Annotated in this window: 20 protein-coding genes; 11 read left to right on the plus strand and 9 right to left on the minus strand. The window is 68.3% G+C overall.

Going from position 1 to position 16,410, the window contains the following annotated elements; all coding sequences use genetic code 11:
* The first annotated feature begins 81 nt into the window (after positions 1-81).
* The 5 genes from AC1DSO_RS04765 to AC1DSO_RS04785 are packed head-to-tail and all read left to right on the plus strand — an operon-like array spanning position 82 to position 4,221.
* Positions 82-543: an SRPBCC family protein gene (locus AC1DSO_RS04765; RefSeq protein WP_477067758.1), complete on the plus strand. Its 462-nt coding sequence runs from the start codon at positions 82-84 to the stop codon at positions 541-543.
* 6 nt (positions 544-549) lie between these two features.
* Positions 550-1,011, plus strand: a complete 462-nt coding sequence (locus tag AC1DSO_RS04770; RefSeq protein ID WP_477067759.1) for an iron-sulfur cluster assembly scaffold protein — start codon at positions 550-552, stop codon at positions 1,009-1,011.
* 53 nt (positions 1,012-1,064) lie between these two features.
* On the plus strand, positions 1,065-1,319 hold the full coding sequence (gene yidD / locus AC1DSO_RS04775; RefSeq protein ID WP_082009035.1) for a membrane protein insertion efficiency factor YidD: 255 nt from the start codon (positions 1,065-1,067) through the stop codon (positions 1,317-1,319).
* On the plus strand, positions 1,316-3,295 hold the full coding sequence (thrS, locus tag AC1DSO_RS04780) for a threonine--tRNA ligase (protein WP_477067760.1): 1,980 nt from the start codon (positions 1,316-1,318) through the stop codon (positions 3,293-3,295). Before yidD ends, thrS begins: the two co-directional genes overlap by 4 nt.
* Entirely contained in the window at positions 3,295-4,221 is a 927-nt protein-coding gene (locus AC1DSO_RS04785; RefSeq protein WP_477067761.1) for a glycosyltransferase family 2 protein, read from the plus strand. The genes thrS and AC1DSO_RS04785 overlap by 1 nt, the downstream gene beginning before the upstream one ends.
* Positions 4,222-4,405: 184 nt before the next feature.
* On the opposite strand, the gene AC1DSO_RS04790 is transcribed toward AC1DSO_RS04785, so the two are convergent.
* The 3 genes from AC1DSO_RS04790 to AC1DSO_RS04800 are packed head-to-tail and all read right to left on the minus strand — an operon-like array spanning position 4,406 to position 7,379.
* Positions 4,406-4,771, minus strand: coding sequence for a hypothetical protein (locus AC1DSO_RS04790; protein ID WP_477067762.1), 366 nt, complete (start codon positions 4,769-4,771; stop codon positions 4,406-4,408).
* Entirely contained in the window at positions 4,768-5,682 is a 915-nt protein-coding gene (locus tag AC1DSO_RS04795) for a hydroxymethylglutaryl-CoA lyase (RefSeq protein WP_477067763.1), read from the minus strand. Before AC1DSO_RS04795 ends, AC1DSO_RS04790 begins: the two co-directional genes overlap by 4 nt.
* Complete coding sequence (locus AC1DSO_RS04800; protein ID WP_477067764.1) at positions 5,679-7,379, minus strand: ArnT family glycosyltransferase; 1,701 nt, start codon at positions 7,377-7,379, stop codon at positions 5,679-5,681. The genes AC1DSO_RS04795 and AC1DSO_RS04800 overlap by 4 nt, the downstream gene beginning before the upstream one ends.
* Positions 7,380-7,435: 56 nt before the next feature.
* Between AC1DSO_RS04800 and AC1DSO_RS04805 the strand changes: the two genes are divergently transcribed.
* Together AC1DSO_RS04805 and AC1DSO_RS04810 are read left to right on the plus strand one after the other, a co-directional pair.
* Positions 7,436-8,173: a glycosyltransferase family 2 protein gene (locus AC1DSO_RS04805; RefSeq protein ID WP_477067765.1), complete on the plus strand. Its 738-nt coding sequence runs from the start codon at positions 7,436-7,438 to the stop codon at positions 8,171-8,173.
* Positions 8,174-8,340: 167 nt separating this feature from the next.
* Positions 8,341-8,763: a hypothetical protein gene (locus AC1DSO_RS04810; RefSeq protein WP_477067766.1), complete on the plus strand. Its 423-nt coding sequence runs from the start codon at positions 8,341-8,343 to the stop codon at positions 8,761-8,763.
* 4 nt (positions 8,764-8,767) lie between these two features.
* On the opposite strand, the gene AC1DSO_RS04815 is transcribed toward AC1DSO_RS04810, so the two are convergent.
* A complete protein-coding gene (locus tag AC1DSO_RS04815) occupies positions 8,768-9,226 on the minus strand; it encodes a tRNA (cytidine(34)-2'-O)-methyltransferase (protein ID WP_477067795.1) in 459 nt (152 codons plus the stop codon).
* A gap of 204 nt (positions 9,227-9,430) precedes the next feature.
* On the opposite strand from AC1DSO_RS04815, the gene petA reads away from it, so the two are divergent.
* From petA to AC1DSO_RS04830, 3 genes are read left to right on the plus strand one after another with little or no spacing between them, the layout of a single operon-like run.
* Positions 9,431-9,982, plus strand: coding sequence for a ubiquinol-cytochrome c reductase iron-sulfur subunit (petA, locus tag AC1DSO_RS04820; RefSeq protein WP_477067767.1), 552 nt, complete (start codon positions 9,431-9,433; stop codon positions 9,980-9,982).
* 5 nt (positions 9,983-9,987) lie between these two features.
* Positions 9,988-11,274, plus strand: a complete 1,287-nt coding sequence (locus AC1DSO_RS04825; protein WP_477067768.1) for a cytochrome b — start codon at positions 9,988-9,990, stop codon at positions 11,272-11,274.
* 5 nt (positions 11,275-11,279) lie between these two features.
* Positions 11,280-12,134 carry a cytochrome c1 gene (locus AC1DSO_RS04830; RefSeq protein WP_477067769.1) on the plus strand — a complete coding sequence of 285 codons (855 nt, stop codon included), beginning with the start codon at positions 11,280-11,282 and terminating at the stop codon, positions 12,132-12,134.
* A gap of 198 nt (positions 12,135-12,332) precedes the next feature.
* On the opposite strand, the gene AC1DSO_RS04835 is transcribed toward AC1DSO_RS04830, so the two are convergent.
* Positions 12,333-12,803: a GNAT family N-acetyltransferase gene (locus tag AC1DSO_RS04835; protein WP_477067770.1), complete on the minus strand. Its 471-nt coding sequence runs from the start codon at positions 12,801-12,803 to the stop codon at positions 12,333-12,335.
* Between the two features lie 163 nt (positions 12,804-12,966).
* The gene (locus AC1DSO_RS04840) at positions 12,967-13,734 is read right to left on the minus strand and encodes a hypothetical protein (protein ID WP_477067771.1); all 768 of its coding nucleotides are present in this window, start codon (positions 13,732-13,734) and stop codon (positions 12,967-12,969) included.
* A gap of 136 nt (positions 13,735-13,870) precedes the next feature.
* On the opposite strand from AC1DSO_RS04840, the gene AC1DSO_RS04845 reads away from it, so the two are divergent.
* Entirely contained in the window at positions 13,871-14,446 is a 576-nt protein-coding gene (locus tag AC1DSO_RS04845; RefSeq protein WP_477067772.1) for a DUF1579 domain-containing protein, read from the plus strand.
* Positions 14,447-14,453: 7 nt separating this feature from the next.
* On the opposite strand, the gene AC1DSO_RS04850 is transcribed toward AC1DSO_RS04845, so the two are convergent.
* From AC1DSO_RS04850 to AC1DSO_RS04860, 3 genes are read right to left on the minus strand one after another with little or no spacing between them, the layout of a single operon-like run.
* Positions 14,454-14,975 (minus strand): SixA phosphatase family protein, encoded by a 522-nt coding sequence (locus AC1DSO_RS04850; protein WP_477067773.1) that lies wholly within the window; start codon positions 14,973-14,975, stop codon positions 14,454-14,456.
* Positions 14,976-15,006: 31 nt separating this feature from the next.
* Positions 15,007-15,684 carry a dienelactone hydrolase family protein gene (locus AC1DSO_RS04855; RefSeq protein ID WP_477067774.1) on the minus strand — a complete coding sequence of 226 codons (678 nt, stop codon included), beginning with the start codon at positions 15,682-15,684 and terminating at the stop codon, positions 15,007-15,009.
* Between the two features lies 1 nt (position 15,685).
* Complete coding sequence (locus AC1DSO_RS04860; protein ID WP_477067775.1) at positions 15,686-16,366, minus strand: dienelactone hydrolase family protein; 681 nt, start codon at positions 16,364-16,366, stop codon at positions 15,686-15,688.
* Positions 16,367-16,410: the final 44 nt, after the last annotated feature.

Consider the following 16,410-nt stretch of genomic DNA (forward strand, 5'->3'; position numbering starts at 1 on the left):
ACGCTGCGGCCGGGATGACACGTTGAGGGGGTGGATGAGCGAAGTTGAGGCCTCCCGAGCGGTGGTGATAAAGAGCCGAACATGAAGCGCGCCGTCGAACACCGCATCGGGGTCCAGGCCCCCGCCGAGGTCGTCTGGGAGGTCGTTTCCGACTTCTCGACCTGGAAGGACTGGAACCCGCTCTACCGCAAGGCCGAGGGCCAGATGAAGATCGGCACGGCCTTGACGCTCGAGCAGCATCTGCCCGGCGAACCGCCCAAGGTCGTCGCGCCGATCGTCCAGGACTGGGTGCCGTACGAGCAGCTGCATTGGCGCTCGACGCGCCTGGGCGGCTTCGTGACGGCGATCCGCTATCTCGAGATCGAGAACATGGGGCCGAACAACTCGACGTTCTCGAACGGCGAGCTGTTCATGGGCCTGCTGCTGCGGTTCGTCACCCGCGAGGAGCGTCGCAAGCTAAAGGCCGCGTTCACGGAGATGGGCGAGGCCGTCCGCGACCGCGCCGAGGTGATCTGGTCCGAGCGCCAGAAGAACCCCATCTAGGGTGCGATGATCGACGACCTCTACAGCGCCCGGATCCTGGGGCTCGTGGCCAACATGCCGCGCGCCGGACGCCTGGCCGCGCCCGACGCCAGCGCCGAGAAGGTCGCCAAGCTGTGCGGCAGCAAGATCAACGTCGACGTGGTGGTCCAGGACGGCAAGGTCGTCGACTACGCCCAGGAGGTTTCGGCCTGCGCCTTGGGTCAGGCGGCGGCCGCGATTCTGGGCGCGAACGTCGTCGGCGCGGAACTTTCCGACATCGAGTTGGCTCGGGACTCTCTGCGCGCTATGCTTAAGACGAACGGTTCGCCTCCCGCGGGCCGGTTTGCGGAGCTCGCCGTGCTGGAGCCGGTCAAGGACTATCCCGCCCGTCACGCTTCGACGCTGCTGGCGTTCGAGGCGACGGTGGAGGCTGTCCGGAAGGCCACAGCTGTCTCCGAAACGCGAACTAGCACCGCCGGCGCGGCTTGATCCCTCCCTCGGGGACGTGTGTAACCGCACTGCAACATAAGTCGCGCGCCGGCATGACCTTCTACGACCGCACCGTCGACCTCGGCCTCCGGGCCTACAAGTTGACGCTCTCGCCTTTGATCGGGCGTCAGTGCCGCTTCGCGCCGAGTTGTTCGGAGTACGCGGCCGCCGCCCTCAAGGATCATGGCCCGCTCAAGGGTTCCTGGTTGGCGTTGCGACGGATTTGCCGCTGCAATCCGTTAGGGGGATCGGGCTACGACCCGCCGCCGCCGCGACGCCAGCCACGCAAGTGGATATGTGAAGAATGATCGACCTGGTTTTCCCCGACGGCTCCTCCCGTCAATACCCTGACGGCTCGAGCGGGCGCGACGTCGCCGCCGCCATCTCCAAGTCCCTCGAGAAGAAGGCCCTGCTGATCAAGCTGGACGGCCAGGTTCTCGACCTGGACCGGCCGCTGACGGCCGACCTGCTGACCGGCGAACGCAAGTTCGAGATCCTGACGCGCGAGGCCCCCGAGGCGCTCGAGACCATCCGCCATGACACGGCCCACGTGCTGGCCGAGGCGGTGCAGGAGCTGTTCCCCGGCACCCAGGTGACGATCGGCCCGAACGTCGAGGACGGCTTCTATTACGACTTCGCCCGCGACGAGCCGTTCAGCCTGGACGATCTGGAGAAGATCGAAAAGCGCATGAAGGAGATCGTCGACCGCGACGAGAAGATCACGCGCGAGGTCTGGGACCGCGACGAGGCCATCAAGCACTTCGACGGCATCGGCGAGCAGTACAAGGCCCAGATCATCCGTGACCTGCCGGGCACGGACACGATCACCGTCTATCGCCAGGGCAATTGGAAAGACCTCTGCCGCGGACCGCACCTGCCGTCGACCAAGCACATCGGCAAGGCCTTCAAGCTGACCAAGCTGGCCGGCGCCTATTGGCGCGGCGACCAGAACAACGCCCAGCTGCAGCGCATCTACGGCACGGCCTGGGCCTCGGACGCCGACCTGGAAGCGCACGTGAAGCGCATCGAGGAAGCCGAGCGTCGCGATCACCGCAAGCTGGGCAAGACGATGGACCTCTTCCACATCCAGGAAGAGGGCAAGGGCATGGTGTTCTGGCACGCCAAGGGCTGGGCGCTCTATCGCGTGCTCGAGGACTACATGCGCCGCCGCCTCGACGCGGCCGGCTACAAGGAAGTGAAGACGCCGCAGATCCTCGACAAGAGCCTGTGGGAGAAGTCGGGCCACGCCGAGAAGTTCGGCCACGCCATGTTCATGTGCGAGAGCGCTGAGGGCGAGATCCTGGCGGTCAAGCCGATGAACTGCCCCGGCCACATCCAGATCTTCAACGTCGGCCAGAAGAGCTATCGCGAGCTGCCGCTGCGCATGGCCGAGTTCGGCGCCTGCCACCGCTACGAGCCGTCGGGCGCCATGCACGGCATCATGCGGGTGCGCGCCTTCACCCAGGACGACGCCCACATCTTCTGCCGCGAAGAGCAGGTCACGGAGGAAAGCGCCCGGTTCATCGAACTGTTGCGCTCGGTCTATAACGACCTGGGCATGACGCTGGCCGACACCAAGTTCTCGACGCGTCCGGAACTGCGCGCCGGCTCGGACGAGGTCTGGGACAAGGCCGAGGCCGCCCTGTCCGCCGCCGCCGAGGCAGCGGGCGAGACCTTGGTGCTTCAGCCAGGTGAAGGCGCCTTCTACGGACCCAAGCTAGAGTTTTCGCTGAAGGACGCTATTGGTCGAGTTTGGCAATGCGGCACGCTGCAACTTGATTTCGTTTTGCCGGAACGACTCGACGCCGAGTACGTTTCGGAGGACGGTTCAAAAAAGCGTCCGGTGATGCTTCACCGAGCGATCTTGGGGTCCTTCGAGCGTTTCATCGGCATCCTGTTGGAAAACTTCGCCGGCGCGTTGCCAGTATGGCTGGCGCCAACGCAGGTGGTCGTGGCCACGATCACGTCCGACGCCGACGAATACGCCCGCGAGGTCGTCGAGAGATTGACGAAAATGGGGATGCGCGCGGAGGTCGATCTGCGTAATGAGAAGATTAACTACAAGATTCGCGAGCACAGCCTCGCCAAGGTGCCAGTGATCGCGGTGGTCGGACGTAAGGAAGCAGAAACGGGGCAGTTGGCCCTCCGTCGCCTCGGCGGCGAGGGCCAGAACATCCTGCCGCTGGAGGAGGCGCTCCGCGTTTTGGGCGCCGACGCCACGCCGCCAGACGTCGCGCGGACTCGCGCGGCGGCCAACCCCGTTGTCGAGGCCGTGACCGCCTGATGAACAGCATTCTCCCGTCCGCTTCGACCCTCGCCGTGGGCGCCCGTCCGGCTCATCCGAACGTGTCCGTGGTGATGGTCGTCTATCGGACGGGAGAGGCGCTGGCCCAGAGCATCAAGCACGTGCTGGCCGAGCCCCTGGTCGACGAGTTCATCATCATCGACAACGGCTCCTCGCCGCAGGACGAGGACATGCTGCGCTCGCTGGCCCTGACCGAGCCGCGTGTCGTGCTCAAGCAGGGCCACGGCAACATCGGCTTCGCCCGCGCCGCCAACATGGGCGCCAGCACCGGCGGCGGCGAATACATCGTCTTTCTCAACCCCGACGCCAATCTGCAGCCCGGCTGCGTGGGAGCCCTGGTCACCGCCTTCAAGGGCCAGCCGACGCCGACCATCGTCGGCGCGCGGGTTCTGAACGTCGACGGCTCCGAGCAGCGCGGCGGGCGTCGCGGCGAGGTCACGCCGATCAGCACCGTGCTCAGCTTCGGCCAGCTGACCCGCCGGTATCCCAAGCTGGCCGGCTTCGAGATCCATCGCGAGAACGAGCCCGTGCCGCGCGGACCGGTGCCGATGCCGACCATCTCCGGCGCCTGCTTCGCCATGCGCCGTTGCGACTTCGAGGCCCTGAGCGGCTTCGACGAGGGCTATTTCCTGCACGTCGAAGACATCGACCTGTGCTGGCGCGCCCGCCGCGCCGGCGGCAAGGTGCTGTTCCAGCCCAAGGCCCAGGTCGTCCACCTCGGTCACACCAGCCTGGAACACCCGGTCAAGGTCGAGTTCCACAAGGGCGTGGGCCTGACCCGCTACTTCATCAAGCGCGCCGACTCGCTGCAGCTGTTCGCCGCCGCGGTGCTGCTGGCCCCGGCCATCATGCTGATGTCGGTATGCCGCCCGCTGCTGTGGAAACTGACCGGGCGGCCGATCTAAGAATTTTCCTTCCTTCTCCCCTTGCGGGAGAAGGTGTCGGCGGAGCCGACGGATGAGGGGTCGATAGTCCTGTCGGCTTGGCGCTTAGCGGCATCCGCTGCCCCGGCGGCCCCTTCCATCAACCCCTCACCCGACCCGCTTCGCGGGCCACCCTCTCCCGCAAGGGGAGAGGGATGAGCGGACGTCACATCGGCCCGATCGTCTCGAACCGCATCCCATCCGGCCCCTCGATCGAGGTCGGGGCCTTCAACGTCCGCGCCGGCAGCATGGCCCGATAGCGCTCGTACATCGCCTTCACATCGCGCCCCGGCTTCGCCGTCAGGCACTGGTCGAACTCGCCCTCGCGGCCCCAGGGTTTGCGCTCGGAGCGAGCGACGTCGCGGTCGGCCTTCACGGCCACGGCGACCTTGTCGGCCAGCTCGCGGTCGATTCCCGCGCCATAGCTGGCGAACTTGAGGGTGACGTCGCAGCGCGGCGGTCCGGCCTGCGACACCGGCGCGGCCGCGCAGGCGCTCAACGCGAGGACGGCGATGGCGGCGAAGCGGATCATGCGGGGAAGCCTCCGGCGCGGGCCAGGGACGAGGCGGGGGCCTTGCCCAGCTTGGCGCTGATCTCGCGGCCCGTCTCGATCAGGGCCGCCAGGTCGTAATCCGTCTCGAAGCCGGCCCGTTCCAGCATGTAGACCAGGTCCTCGGTGCCGACGTTGCCGGTGGCGTTCGGCGCGAACGGACAGCCGCCCAGGCCGCCGACCGAGGCGTCCAAGACGTCAACGCCGGCCTCGACGCTGGCATAGGCGTTGGCCAGGCCGGTATTGCGGGTGTCGTGGAAATGCATGCGCAGGCGGGCGTCCGGCGCGGCGGCGCGCACGGCCTCGATCCGCCGTCGGACGGTCCAGGGATCGGCGACTCCGATGGTGTCGCCCAGGGCGATTTCCGGCACGCCCAGGACGGCGGCTTCGCGGACGATGGCCACGACCTGGTCTTGCGACACCTCGCCGTCGAACGGGTCGCCGAAGGCCACCGAAAGGGTCATGGTGATCGGCGGACCGCCCTCGGCCGCTTGGCGCTCGACGATCGCGGCCAGGGCCTCGACCTGCTGGCGCACGGTGGAGCCCTGGTTGCGGGTGGCGAAGCCGTCCGAGGCGCAGACCACGACATTGGCTTCGTCGCAGCCGGCCGACACGCAGCGCTCCCAGCCGCGCATGTTCAAGACGAGCCCGATCCGCGAGTGTTCGAGATCAGGCGTCCTTTGGTCGGGAATGAGCGCCGCCATGATCTCCTCCGCGCCCGCCATCTGCGGCACGCGGTTGGGATTGACGAACGACACCACCTCGGTCCGCTTGGCGCCGCAGGCTTCCAGCTTGCGGATCAGGTCGAGCTTGTCGTCGACCGACAGGGACAGCTTTTCGTTCTGCAGGCCATCGCGTGGCCCGACCTCGACGATCTGGATGAAGCGGCTCATCGCTGAGACTCCGTGGATTCCGCGTCGTCCGACGAGGGGACCAGGGGCTCGCCGCGATAGAGGGTCAGCCGCTCCTGGTCGCCGTCGGAATAGTTCAGGCCCTGGATCACCGCGGCCGGGCGCGGCGCGAGGCCCTGCTGGGCCAGGGCGGCGCGGAACGGCTTTTCCTCGCGGCCCTCGACCACGGCGGGGCGACCCTCAAGGACGGCCTGGGCCGCGCCTTCGCCGTCGGTCAGCTCGGTGGCGGTGCCCAGCTGGAAGATCAGGCTGGGCTCGGAATAGCCGGTCACCGCCACGGGGCCGGCGGCGCCCGAGCGGGGCGACAGCTTGGCGCCGTCCAGGGCGTCGGCGACGTCCTTGGACAGGAACAGCGGCTCCAGGCGCGGCAGCAGGCCGGCGGTCAGGGCGACGTGGGCCCCGATCCCCAGGGCGCCGGCGGTGATCAGGGCGCGGGCCGAGTGACGGCGCAGCAGCAGGACCGCGCCGGCGATCCCCGCGCCCAGCGCCAGCAGGGCGGCCAGCACGGCCCAGGCCGCGTCGCCCCGGCCGCCGAACGCCTTGAGGCCATAGACCGCCACGGCGGCCAGGACGAGGCCGATGAACACCGACAGCCCCGCGCCGATCCAGCGGACCAGCTTGCCCAGCGGCTCGCGCACCGCGGCGGCCATCAGCATGGCCAGGGCGCCGTAGGCGGGCAGGGCGTAGTGGACCAGCTTGGTCGGCAGGATCTCGAACATCAGCCAGGTCGGGACCAGCCAGCAGACGGCGAAGCGTACGCCCGGCTCGTTCCGCTTGGTCCAGCCAACCGCCAGCCCGGCCGGCAGCAGCAGGGTGGCCGGGAACGACAGCAGCGGCGCCAGCAGCGCGTGATAACCGAACGGGCCGGCATGGCCTTCCTGGCCGCCGGCCAGCTTGGGGGCCAGGTCGCCGCCCACCGCCGCGCCCCAGAACGCGCCGTCGGTGGCCACGGTGATCATCATCGCCCACGGCAGCACCACGGCGGCGAACAGGATCAGGCCCCAGGTCCAGCCCAGGTGCTTCATCCAGCCGGCCTTGCGGTCCCAGATCGCGAGCGCCACCAAGGCGAAGATCGCCACCAGCAGGCCGACCGGACCCTTGATCAGGGCAGCGACCGACAGGCCGATCCAGAAGGCGAGCTTGGTCCACCGGTTCGGCGCCTCGCCCTTCAGGTGGGCGGCGTAGACGCGAGCCAGGGCGGCCATGGCCAGGGTCGTGGTCCCGCACAGGGCCGCGTCGGTCTTGGCGATGAAGGCCTCGGACGACAGCAGGAAGGTCGCGCCCAGGATCGCGCCGGCGAGCAGGCCGGTGCGGGGGTCGAACAGCGCCGCCGCGCCCCAGGCGCAGGCCGCCGCCGCCAGCATGGCCCCCAGCAGCGAGGGAATCCGATAGGCCCAGATCCGGCGGTCCTCGGCGTCGGACAGCAGCTTGACGCTGGCGGCCTGCAGCCAGTGGATGCCGACCGGCTTCTTGAAGCGCGGTTGGTCCTGGAACTTGATGACGACGTAGTCGCCGGTCTCCAGCATCTGGGCCGTGGCCTGGGCGAAGCGGGACTCGTCGCGGTCCAGCGGCGGCATGGCGAACAGGCCAGGCAGGCCGGCGATCAGGGCCACCAGCGCGGCGAACAGAGGGCCGCGCCACCCGCGGCTCCAGTCATCCAGGCGAGATTCAAGCGTCATGAGCCCTGAAATAGCACGATCCTTCCGGGAGGCGACTTTTGCTGTATGAGGAGGCGATGACTTCGCCCGCCGCTTCTATTCCTGACTTTTCCATCGTTGTGCCCGTCTTCGACGAAGGCGGCGCCGCGCCGAAGCTGGCGCGCGAGATCGCCGAGGCGTTCGCCGGCGAGACCTACGAGATGATCTTCGTCGACGACGCCAGTCGCGACGACACCAAGGCCCTGCTGGTCGCCTTGAAGGCCGAGATCCCGCAGCTGCGGGTGCTGGGCCACAGCAAGAACTCGGGCCAGAGCCGCGCCGTGCGCAGTGGCATTCTGGCCGCGCGCGGGCCGATCATCGTCACCCTGGACGGCGACGGCCAGAACGATCCGGCCGACGCGCCGCGCCTGGCCAAAGCTCTGCGGGCCGGTCCCGCCAATCTGGCCCTGGTCGGCGGCGAGCGGGTCAAGCGCCAGGACAGCAACGCCAAGCGTTTCGCCTCCAAGTTCGGCAACGGCGTGCGCAAGCGGCTGCTGAAGGATACCGCCAACGACACCGGTTGCGGGCTCAAGGCCTTCCGCCGCGAGGCCTTCCTGCGCCTGCCGTACTTCGATCACATCCACCGCTACATCCCCGCCCTGATGCTGCGCGAGGGCTACGACGTCGAGTTCCAGCCGGTGAACCATCGCCACCGCGAGACCGGGGTGTCGAAATACACCAACTTCGGCCGCCTGAAGGCCTCGGTCTCGGACCTGCTGGGCGTGATGTGGCTGCAGTCGCGGGCCCGCAATCCCCAAGGCGTGGACGAAGCCTGAGCGCGACAGCCGAAAGTGGTGGCCGGTTTCGGCGGCCGTCGCGCTCAAATTGAAAGACCCGAATAGGGCGCCTGACAGGCGAGGCGGCTTCACCGCAACGGAAAATCCCGCTACGCCTTAACCATGGCATGAGACTGCTAGCTCAAGCCAAAATGGGGGGAAGTTCGATGTTCGCCGCGGTTCCGCTGCTGGCTTTGCCGGTTATCATCTACAATCTGGTCGCCTTGACCCTGGCTGGCGGTTTCCGCGCCATGGACGCCAGTGTCCGCATGACCGACAAGCTGTTCACCATCCACATGACCTCGCGGGCCGAGTGGGCCGTCAGCCTGGGCGACCTGCTGCTGGCGGCGTCGCTGGTCGTGCTGTTCGTCGAGCTGCTGAAGTCGACCACCAGCCGCCGGATCGCGATCATCAACCACTCGCTGTCGATGGTGCTGTTCATCCTGTGCCTGATCGAGTTCCTGCTGTTCCCGGCCTTCGCCACCTCGACCTTCTTCCTGGTCACCCTGATGGTGCTGCTGGACGTGCTGGCCGGCTTCATCGTCACCATCGTCGCGGCGCGCCGCGACGTGGATTTCGGGGACCACTGAGGACTCATCCCGGGAAGCCGCCGGTCTGCCGTAGCGCTTCGCCCAAGGCCATGGCCGCCGTGGTGGCCAGGTTCATCGAGCGCGCCTCCGGCATGATCGGGATGACGATGCGGCCCTGCGCCGCCGCGTGGACCTCGTCCGGCGCGCCCCGGCTCTCGTTGCCGAACAGCAGCGTATCTCCGGGTTCGAACGAAAACCGGTGGAAGGGCGTGGCGCCCTTGGTTGTGAACAGCAGCAGGCGCCCGTCAACGCGCTCCGGCGCCTTAAGGAATGCCGCCCAACTGTCGTGGCGCTTCAGTCTCGCGAGGGGCCCATAGTCCAGGGCCGCGCGCTTCAAGCTCTTGTCGTCCAACGGAAAACTGCAGGGCTCGATGACGTCCAGACCGACGTCGAAACAGGCCGAGAGCCGGATGGCCGCCCCGACGTTTTGGGGAATGCCTGGTTGAAAAAGTGCGATACGCATAATAAGCGAACCAACCACAAGGGCAGCAGGGGCTTTGCCGCGAATCGAAAGGGCTTGCGGACTTGGTCCGCGCGTCCGATACGACGATCCGACCGCTGCCTTGTGGCGGAGATCCGCTTGCGGGTCGAGCAAGATATGGCGTCGAAAGACGCTTCTCCAAGTCGGCCGCTTCCGCGGTCCGGCGGAATAAAAGGGTGACGTAAGGTGGCCGACACCGCCGTGGGCGCAACGACCGAGCCGGAACACGGGAGTGATCCCTCCCGGCGCGACTTCATTCATATCGCCGCGATCGCGGCCGCCGCTGGCGGCGCCGCGACCCTGGTGTGGCCGTTCATCGACCAGATGAACCCCTCCGCCGACACGCGGGCTCTGGCGTCGACAGAGTTCGACCTGACCAAGGTCGCCGAAGGCCAGCAGGTCACGATCAAGTGGCGCGGCAAGCCGCTGTTCGTGCGCAACCGCACCAAGGCCGAGATCGCCAAGGCCGTCGCCGACGACCACGCGGCGATGAAGGACCCCGAAACCGACGCCGCGCGCGTCAAGCCGGGCAAGACCAACTGGCTGATCGTCGGCGGCAACTGCACCCACCTCGGCTGCGTCCCGACCTTCGGCGGCGGCGAGTACGGCGGCTGGTTCTGCCCGTGCCACGGCTCGGTCTATGACACCTCGGGTCGTATCCGTAAGGGCCCCGCGCCCAAGAACCTGGTGGTTCCGGAATACGCCTTCCTCACCGACACCAAGGTCAAGATCGGCTAAGCGAGATGAGCGGACATTCGACCTATCAACCCAAGACCGGTTTCGAGCGCTGGCTCGACGCCCGTCTGCCGATCGTGCGTCTGGGCTACGACTCGTTCGTCGACTATCCCACGCCGCGCAACCTGAACTACTGGTGGACCTTCGGCGGCATCCTGTCGCTGTGCCTGGCCTCCCAGCTGATCACCGGCATCATCCTGGTGATGCACTACACGCCGAGCGCCCAAGGCGCCTTCGCGTCGGTCGAGCACATCATGCGCGACGTGAACTACGGCTGGCTGATCCGCTACATGCACGCCAACGGCGCGTCGATGTTCTTCATCGCCGTCTACATCCACATGCTGCGCGGCCTGTACTACGGCTCCTACAAGGCGCCCCGCGAAGTGCTGTGGCTGCTGGGCTGCGTGATCTATCTGCTGATGATGGCCACCGCCTTCATGGGCTACGTCCTGCCCTGGGGCCAGATGTCGTTCCACGGCGCCGTCGTCATCACCAACCTGTTCGGCGCCCTGCCGCTGGTCGGCGAGAGCATCACCACCTGGCTGTGGGGCGGCTTCGCGGTCGACAACCCGACCCTGAACCGCTTCTTCTCGCTGCACTATCTGCTGCCGTTCATGATCGCCGGCGTCGTGATCCTGCACATCTGGGCGCTGCACGTGGTGGGCCAGAACAACCCGACCGGCGTCGAGCCGAAGTCGAAGGCCGACGTCCTGCCCTTCACGCCGTACGCGACGGTGAAGGACGGCTTCGCGATGAGCGTCTTCCTGATCCTGTTCGCCTTCTTCGTCTTCTACATGCCGAACGCCCTGGGCCACGCCGACAACTACATCGAGGCCAACCCGCTGGTGACGCCGTCGCACATCGTTCCGGAATGGTACTTCCTGCCGTTCTACGCGATCCTGCGCGCCGTTCCCGACAAGCTGTTCGGCGTGCTGGCCATGTTCGGCGCCATCGCCTGCCTGTTCGCCCTGCCGTGGCTGGACACCTCGAAGGTGCGTTCGATGCGCTACCGCCCGACCGCGAAGATCTACTTCGTGTTCTTCCTGGTGGCCTGCATCATCCTGGGCTTCTGCGGCGCCAAGCTGCCCGACGATCCGGTGATCCCGCACCTGACCACGTTCAAGCTGATGGATTCGGACCTGAACAGCTTCGTGTGGCTGTCGCGCGTCGCGTCGCTCTACTACTTCGCTTTCTTCCTGATCGTGCTGCCGGTCCTGGGCCTGGTCGAAAAGACCCTGCCGGTTCCGGACTCGATCGCTTCGCCGGCCCTGTCGGCCGACGCTCATAAGGGTTGATCCCGATGCTCCGCAAACTCTCGGTACTCGCGGCGGCGGTCGGTCTCCTGACGGTCGGCGTCGCCGGCCCGGCCCTGGCCAACGGCGGCGCCAAGGAAGCCAAGGACGTCCACTGGTCGTTCGAAGGCCCGTTCGGCAAGTTCGATCAGGCCCAGCTGCAACGCGGCTTCAAGGTCTATCGCGAGGTCTGCTCGGCCTGCCACTCGCTGAAGCTGGTGGCGTTCCGCAACCTCGGCGACAAGGGCGCTCCGTTCTATAACGAGAAGTACCCGAACTCGAACGACAACCCGTGGGTCAAGGCGATCGCCAAGGACTACGAGATCGCCGATATCGACGGTGAGACCGGCGACGCCATCAAGCGTCCCGCGACCAGCGCCGACCGCTTCCCGTCGCCCTTCGCCAACGAAGCCGCGGCCCGGGCCAGCAACGGCGGCGCTCTGCCGCCGGACATGTCGCTGCTGGCCAAGGCGCGCGAAGAGGGCCCGGCCCACATCTATTCGGTCGTGACCGGCTACGCGGCTCCGCCCGCCGGCCTGAAGGTTCCGACCGGCGGCCACTACAACGAATACTTCCCGGGCGACCTGACGTCGGCCTGGTCGGGCTCGCACGAGCACGTTCCGCCGGGCGGCTTCATCGCCATGGCCCCGCCGCTGAAGGACGGCCTGGTGACGTTCGACGACGGCACCAAGTCGACCCTGGACCAACAGGCCAAGGACGTGTCGGCCTTCCTGATGTGGGCCGCCGAGCCCAAGCTGGAAGAGCGCAAGCAGACCGGCTTCGCCGTGCTGATCTACCTCGTCCTGCTCTCGGGTCTGCTGTTCGCCAGCTACAAGACCGTGTGGCGCAACGAGTCGCACTGAGCCTGCCTGAGCACTGAAGTTTGAAGGGCCCGGTGGAAACACCGGGCCCTTTTTCTTTGAGGTTAAATGCCCGTGTCATCCCGGAAGCCTCGCAGAGGCTGTCCGGGACCCAGGGGCCAAGCCCGGTGCGGTCGCCCCTGGGGCCCGGCTCTCTCCGCTTCGCTGCGGCCGGGATGACGAGGGAGAGGGGAGTGTCGGCTACACGTCCAGCCGCCAGCAGATCACCGGCCCGTCCTCGTCGTCGACGCGCTCGCCAACGACCTGGAAGCCATTGCGGGCGAGCACCGCTTGGGAGGCGGGGTTGTCGACCGAGGTCTCGGCCGTCAGGGCGTTGACCCGTGGGTCGTCCTTGGCCCAGGCGGCGAGATCGGCGACGGCGCGGGTGGCCGCGCCGCGTCCTTGTCGCGTCGGGGCGACGCCGTAGCCGATGTGCAGCGACCGGTCCTCGGCGTCCAACGGCCGGGTGGGCGAGATCAGGCCGACGATCTCGCCGTCCTCCACCATCATCCAGGCGGCGGGGCTGAACACGCCGCCGATCTCGTCGGCGAGCTCGGCCAGCATGGCCAGCACCCCGGGCGGGGCCACGGGGCTGTCGCACAGGCGCAGGGGAGCGGGGGCCTCGCCGCGCAACAGGGCGGCGAAGTCTTCGTTCTTGGCTTCGATAAGCATCAACAGTCTCGGCTTTGGGAAACGCGCTGGGATCAGCGCGGAAGGCCGAGCGGCGGCGTCAGGCGTCGCCGCGACGGCGGTTGTGACGGTGGGCGACGACGATCAAAGGCGCTCTCCTGCGGCTAGGTTTCAGCCATACGAGCTCGGCCACGGGACCGCAAGTTCACGGCGCCACCGACAGCGTCCGGGCGTCGGCGGCCAGACGCAGGCGGTGACGAGCCCAGAAGCCCGCGCCCAAGGTCCCGGCTACGCCTTCAGGCAGGTCGTCGGCCAGGCTGGCGGGGACGTTCTCGGCCAGCACGCCGCCGATCGACAGGGCCCGCAGCCGGGCGAGAGCCTTGTGCCGGGCGGTCAGGTCCAGCTTTCCCGTCGCCGCCGCGCCGCGCGTGGACAGTCGCGCCATGGCCAGGGACGCCGTGTCGATGGCGAAGGCCCCGCGCAGGGCCGTGGGACCGTCGCTGACGGCCGCTTCGATCGTCGGCAGGCCGTCGACCACCACGACCGGCAGGACGACCTGCCGGCGCGCGCGCCAAGGCTGGTCGATGCGCACCCGGCAGGCGGCGAAGTCGATCTCGACGCTGTGGCCGGCCAGGACGTCCATGCCGATCACTCCGGCGATCGGGGTGAAGAAGCCGGCCCCCCGGGCGTCGAGGTCGGCGACCTTCACCGACACCGCCGGCGCCTTCAGCCCGGCGACCTCGACGGGCAGGACCAGTTCGGGCTCGGTGATGCCCGCCATCTGGGCCTTGGTCTCGTGCAGCAGGGTGCGCGGCGCGGACAGATCGATGACGTAGTCGCCGGCCATGTCGGCGATCACCGCCGGGGCGATGATGGCGCCGTTCTCGAACCAGCACGCCGTCTCGCCCGCCCGCGCCGCGCCAGCGAGGATCAGGGTAAGCGACAAGGCCAGGAACGGAACGCGGCGACGCATGGGACGAGTCTAGCTCAGCCGTGACGGTTACGCGACGGCTGTTGGCGAACGTCGATCCTGTTGACGACAAGAACTTTGCAAAGCAAAGTCATTATGACTTCCCGGGATGGGAAGCGACGTCCTGGGGAGGATCGCCATGACCCGCAAGCTGCTCGCCGCCACGGCGCTCGCGTTCACTGCCTGCGCCGGCGCCGCTTTCGCCCAGATGCCGCCTGATCCCGGCCCCCGCATCGCCGCCCAGGCCGAGGCGATGAGGAAGCTCTCGGCGATGGACGGCGTCTGGCGCGGGCCGGCCTGGACCCTGACCCCGAGCGGCAAGCACGAGGTCACCCAGGCCGAGCGGATCGGCCCGCTGCTGGGCGGCTCGATCAAGGTGGTCGAGGGGCGCGGCTACAACGCCGACGGCTCGACCGGCTTCAACGCCTTCGGGGTGATCTCGTTCGAGCCTTCGACGGGCGCCTACGCCTTTCACTCCTACGCCATGGGCCAGGCCGGCGACTTCAAGCTGACGCCCACCGCCGACGGCTATGTCTGGGAGATCCCGGCCGGACCGATGACCATCCGCTACACCGCCGTGATCAAGGACGGCGCCTGGCGCGAGGTCGGCGAGCGGGTGATGGAGGGCCGGCCGCCGGTCCAATTCTTCGAGATGAACCTCAAGCGCCTCGGCGACAGCGCCTGGCCGACGGCGGGCGCGATCCCGCCGAAATAGGCGCGGCTCAGCAGGCCTGCGTAGGGGCGCCGTAGCGGGCGTGGACCACCTTGGGCGTCGCGCCGCCCAGCTGAATGACCGTCATGTGGTCATACTCGCAGTCCGTCAGGGTCTCGGGCGAAGGGTCGCCGAGGGCGCGGGCGATATCGGTGAACGTATTGCTGTGGCCGACGATCAGCACGGTGGCGCCGGCGGGCGCCTTGCGGGCCTGATCGGCGACGCGCTGAGCGTGGGCCGGTACGCCGCCGTCCAGGGCGACCGGCATGATCTTCAGCCCCGCAGCCTCGGCGGTGGGCTGGCCGGTCTGCTGCGTGCGCTTCAGCGGCGTGGTCAGGACGAGATCCACGTGGGCGCCGGAAAGGCTGGCGGCCAAGGTCTGGGCGCGCGCCTGGCCCGCCGGCGACAGGTCCGGATCGCCGTTCGGGGCCGCTTTCTCGCCGTGGCGAACGATGACGATCGTCTGGGCCAGCGCCGGCGTGGCGGCGATCAGCGAGAACGACAGGGCGACGGCGGTCAGTGAACGGATCATCCGCCGACCGTAGGCGGCCCGCCGCCTATCCTCAAGCTTCGCCCTTGCTCCCGCCCGAGCGCTGGAACAGCTGCAGGGTGCGCAGCAGCGACAGGCGGGCGCTGTCGGGGTGGTGGCCACTGGGCGCGACGAACGCGTGCCCGGCGTCATAGAGATAGATCGGCAGGTCCGGATGGGCGTCGCGGATGGCGTCGACGTCGGGCATCGGGATCAGGGCGTCGGTCTTGCCGAAGTGCAGGATGGTCGGGACCTTGGGCGTCTCGTCGCGATAGCCGACGATGTCGCCGCCGTAGAAGGCCGACACGGCTTGCAGGCCCTCGCAGCGGCAGGCCGCCAGCCAGGCCGTCGTGCCGCCGTAGCAGAAGCCCATGGCGAACACCGGCCCCTTCAGGGCGTCGATGGCGGCCTGCACGCGAGGCAGGGTGGCGGCGCCCCAGCTGGTCAGCTTGCCCATGGCCATGCGCGCGTCGAGGATCTCGGGCTGCAGGTCGACGCTGGGGAAGTCGGCGTCGGCCGCGTCCATCAGGCTGGGGGCGATCACCTCGTAGCCCTGCTCGGCCAGAGTGTCGGCCAGGTCGCGGATATGCGGGGTGACGCCCCAGATGGCGTGCAGCATGACGATACCGCCGCGCCGGGCCTCCTGGGCGGGGGCCAGGTAGGCGGCGAACGGCGCGCCGTCGCGGTCGGCCAGGGCGATGCGTTCACCCATCTCAGGCGGCTCCATGCAGGGCGAAGAACTCGACCGTACGCTGGCGGGCCAGCTCGGCGTCGGCGAGGTCGGACTCGGGCCGGCCGTCGTTGTTGAAGCCGTGGCCGCTGGCCTCGTAGATGTGGACCGGAACCTCGGGATGGGCGGCCTGGATGGCGGCCTTGACCTGATCAGCCGGGATGTGGGGATCCTTGCGGCCCAGATGGACGATGGCCGGGGCGGCGAGGGTGAACTTGGCCATGCCGACCACCTGGCCGCCATAGTAGCTGGCCGCCGCCGACAGGCCCTCGCAGCGCGAAGCCGCCAGCCAGGCCATGGTCCCGCCGTAGCAGTAACCGACCACGAACACCGGCCCGCGAGGCTTCAGGAAATCGATGCAGGCCTGGACGTCGCCCATGGCGTTGTCCGGTCCGTTGGCCAGCGCCAGCTCGCGGCCGCGCGCGAAACCGGCCTCGTCATGCTCGGCGGTGAAGCCCTTCTGGCCGCGGTCGAACATCGACGGCGCGACCACCTCAAAGCCGCGCGCGGCCCAGCGGGCCACGTCCTCGCGCACATAGCGGTCGAGGCCGAAGATTTCCTGGATCACGATGACCGCGCCCTTGCGGGCTCCCTCGGGCTGGGCGTGCAGGGCGGTGAAGGAAAAGCCGTCATGCGCGGCGGTCAAGGTGATGGTCTCGGCCATGGCGTCGTCCCAAATCGGAAACGGCCGGGGCGTTTCCACTCCGG

Source organism: Caulobacter sp. P4_E5, from assembly GCF_056401555.1.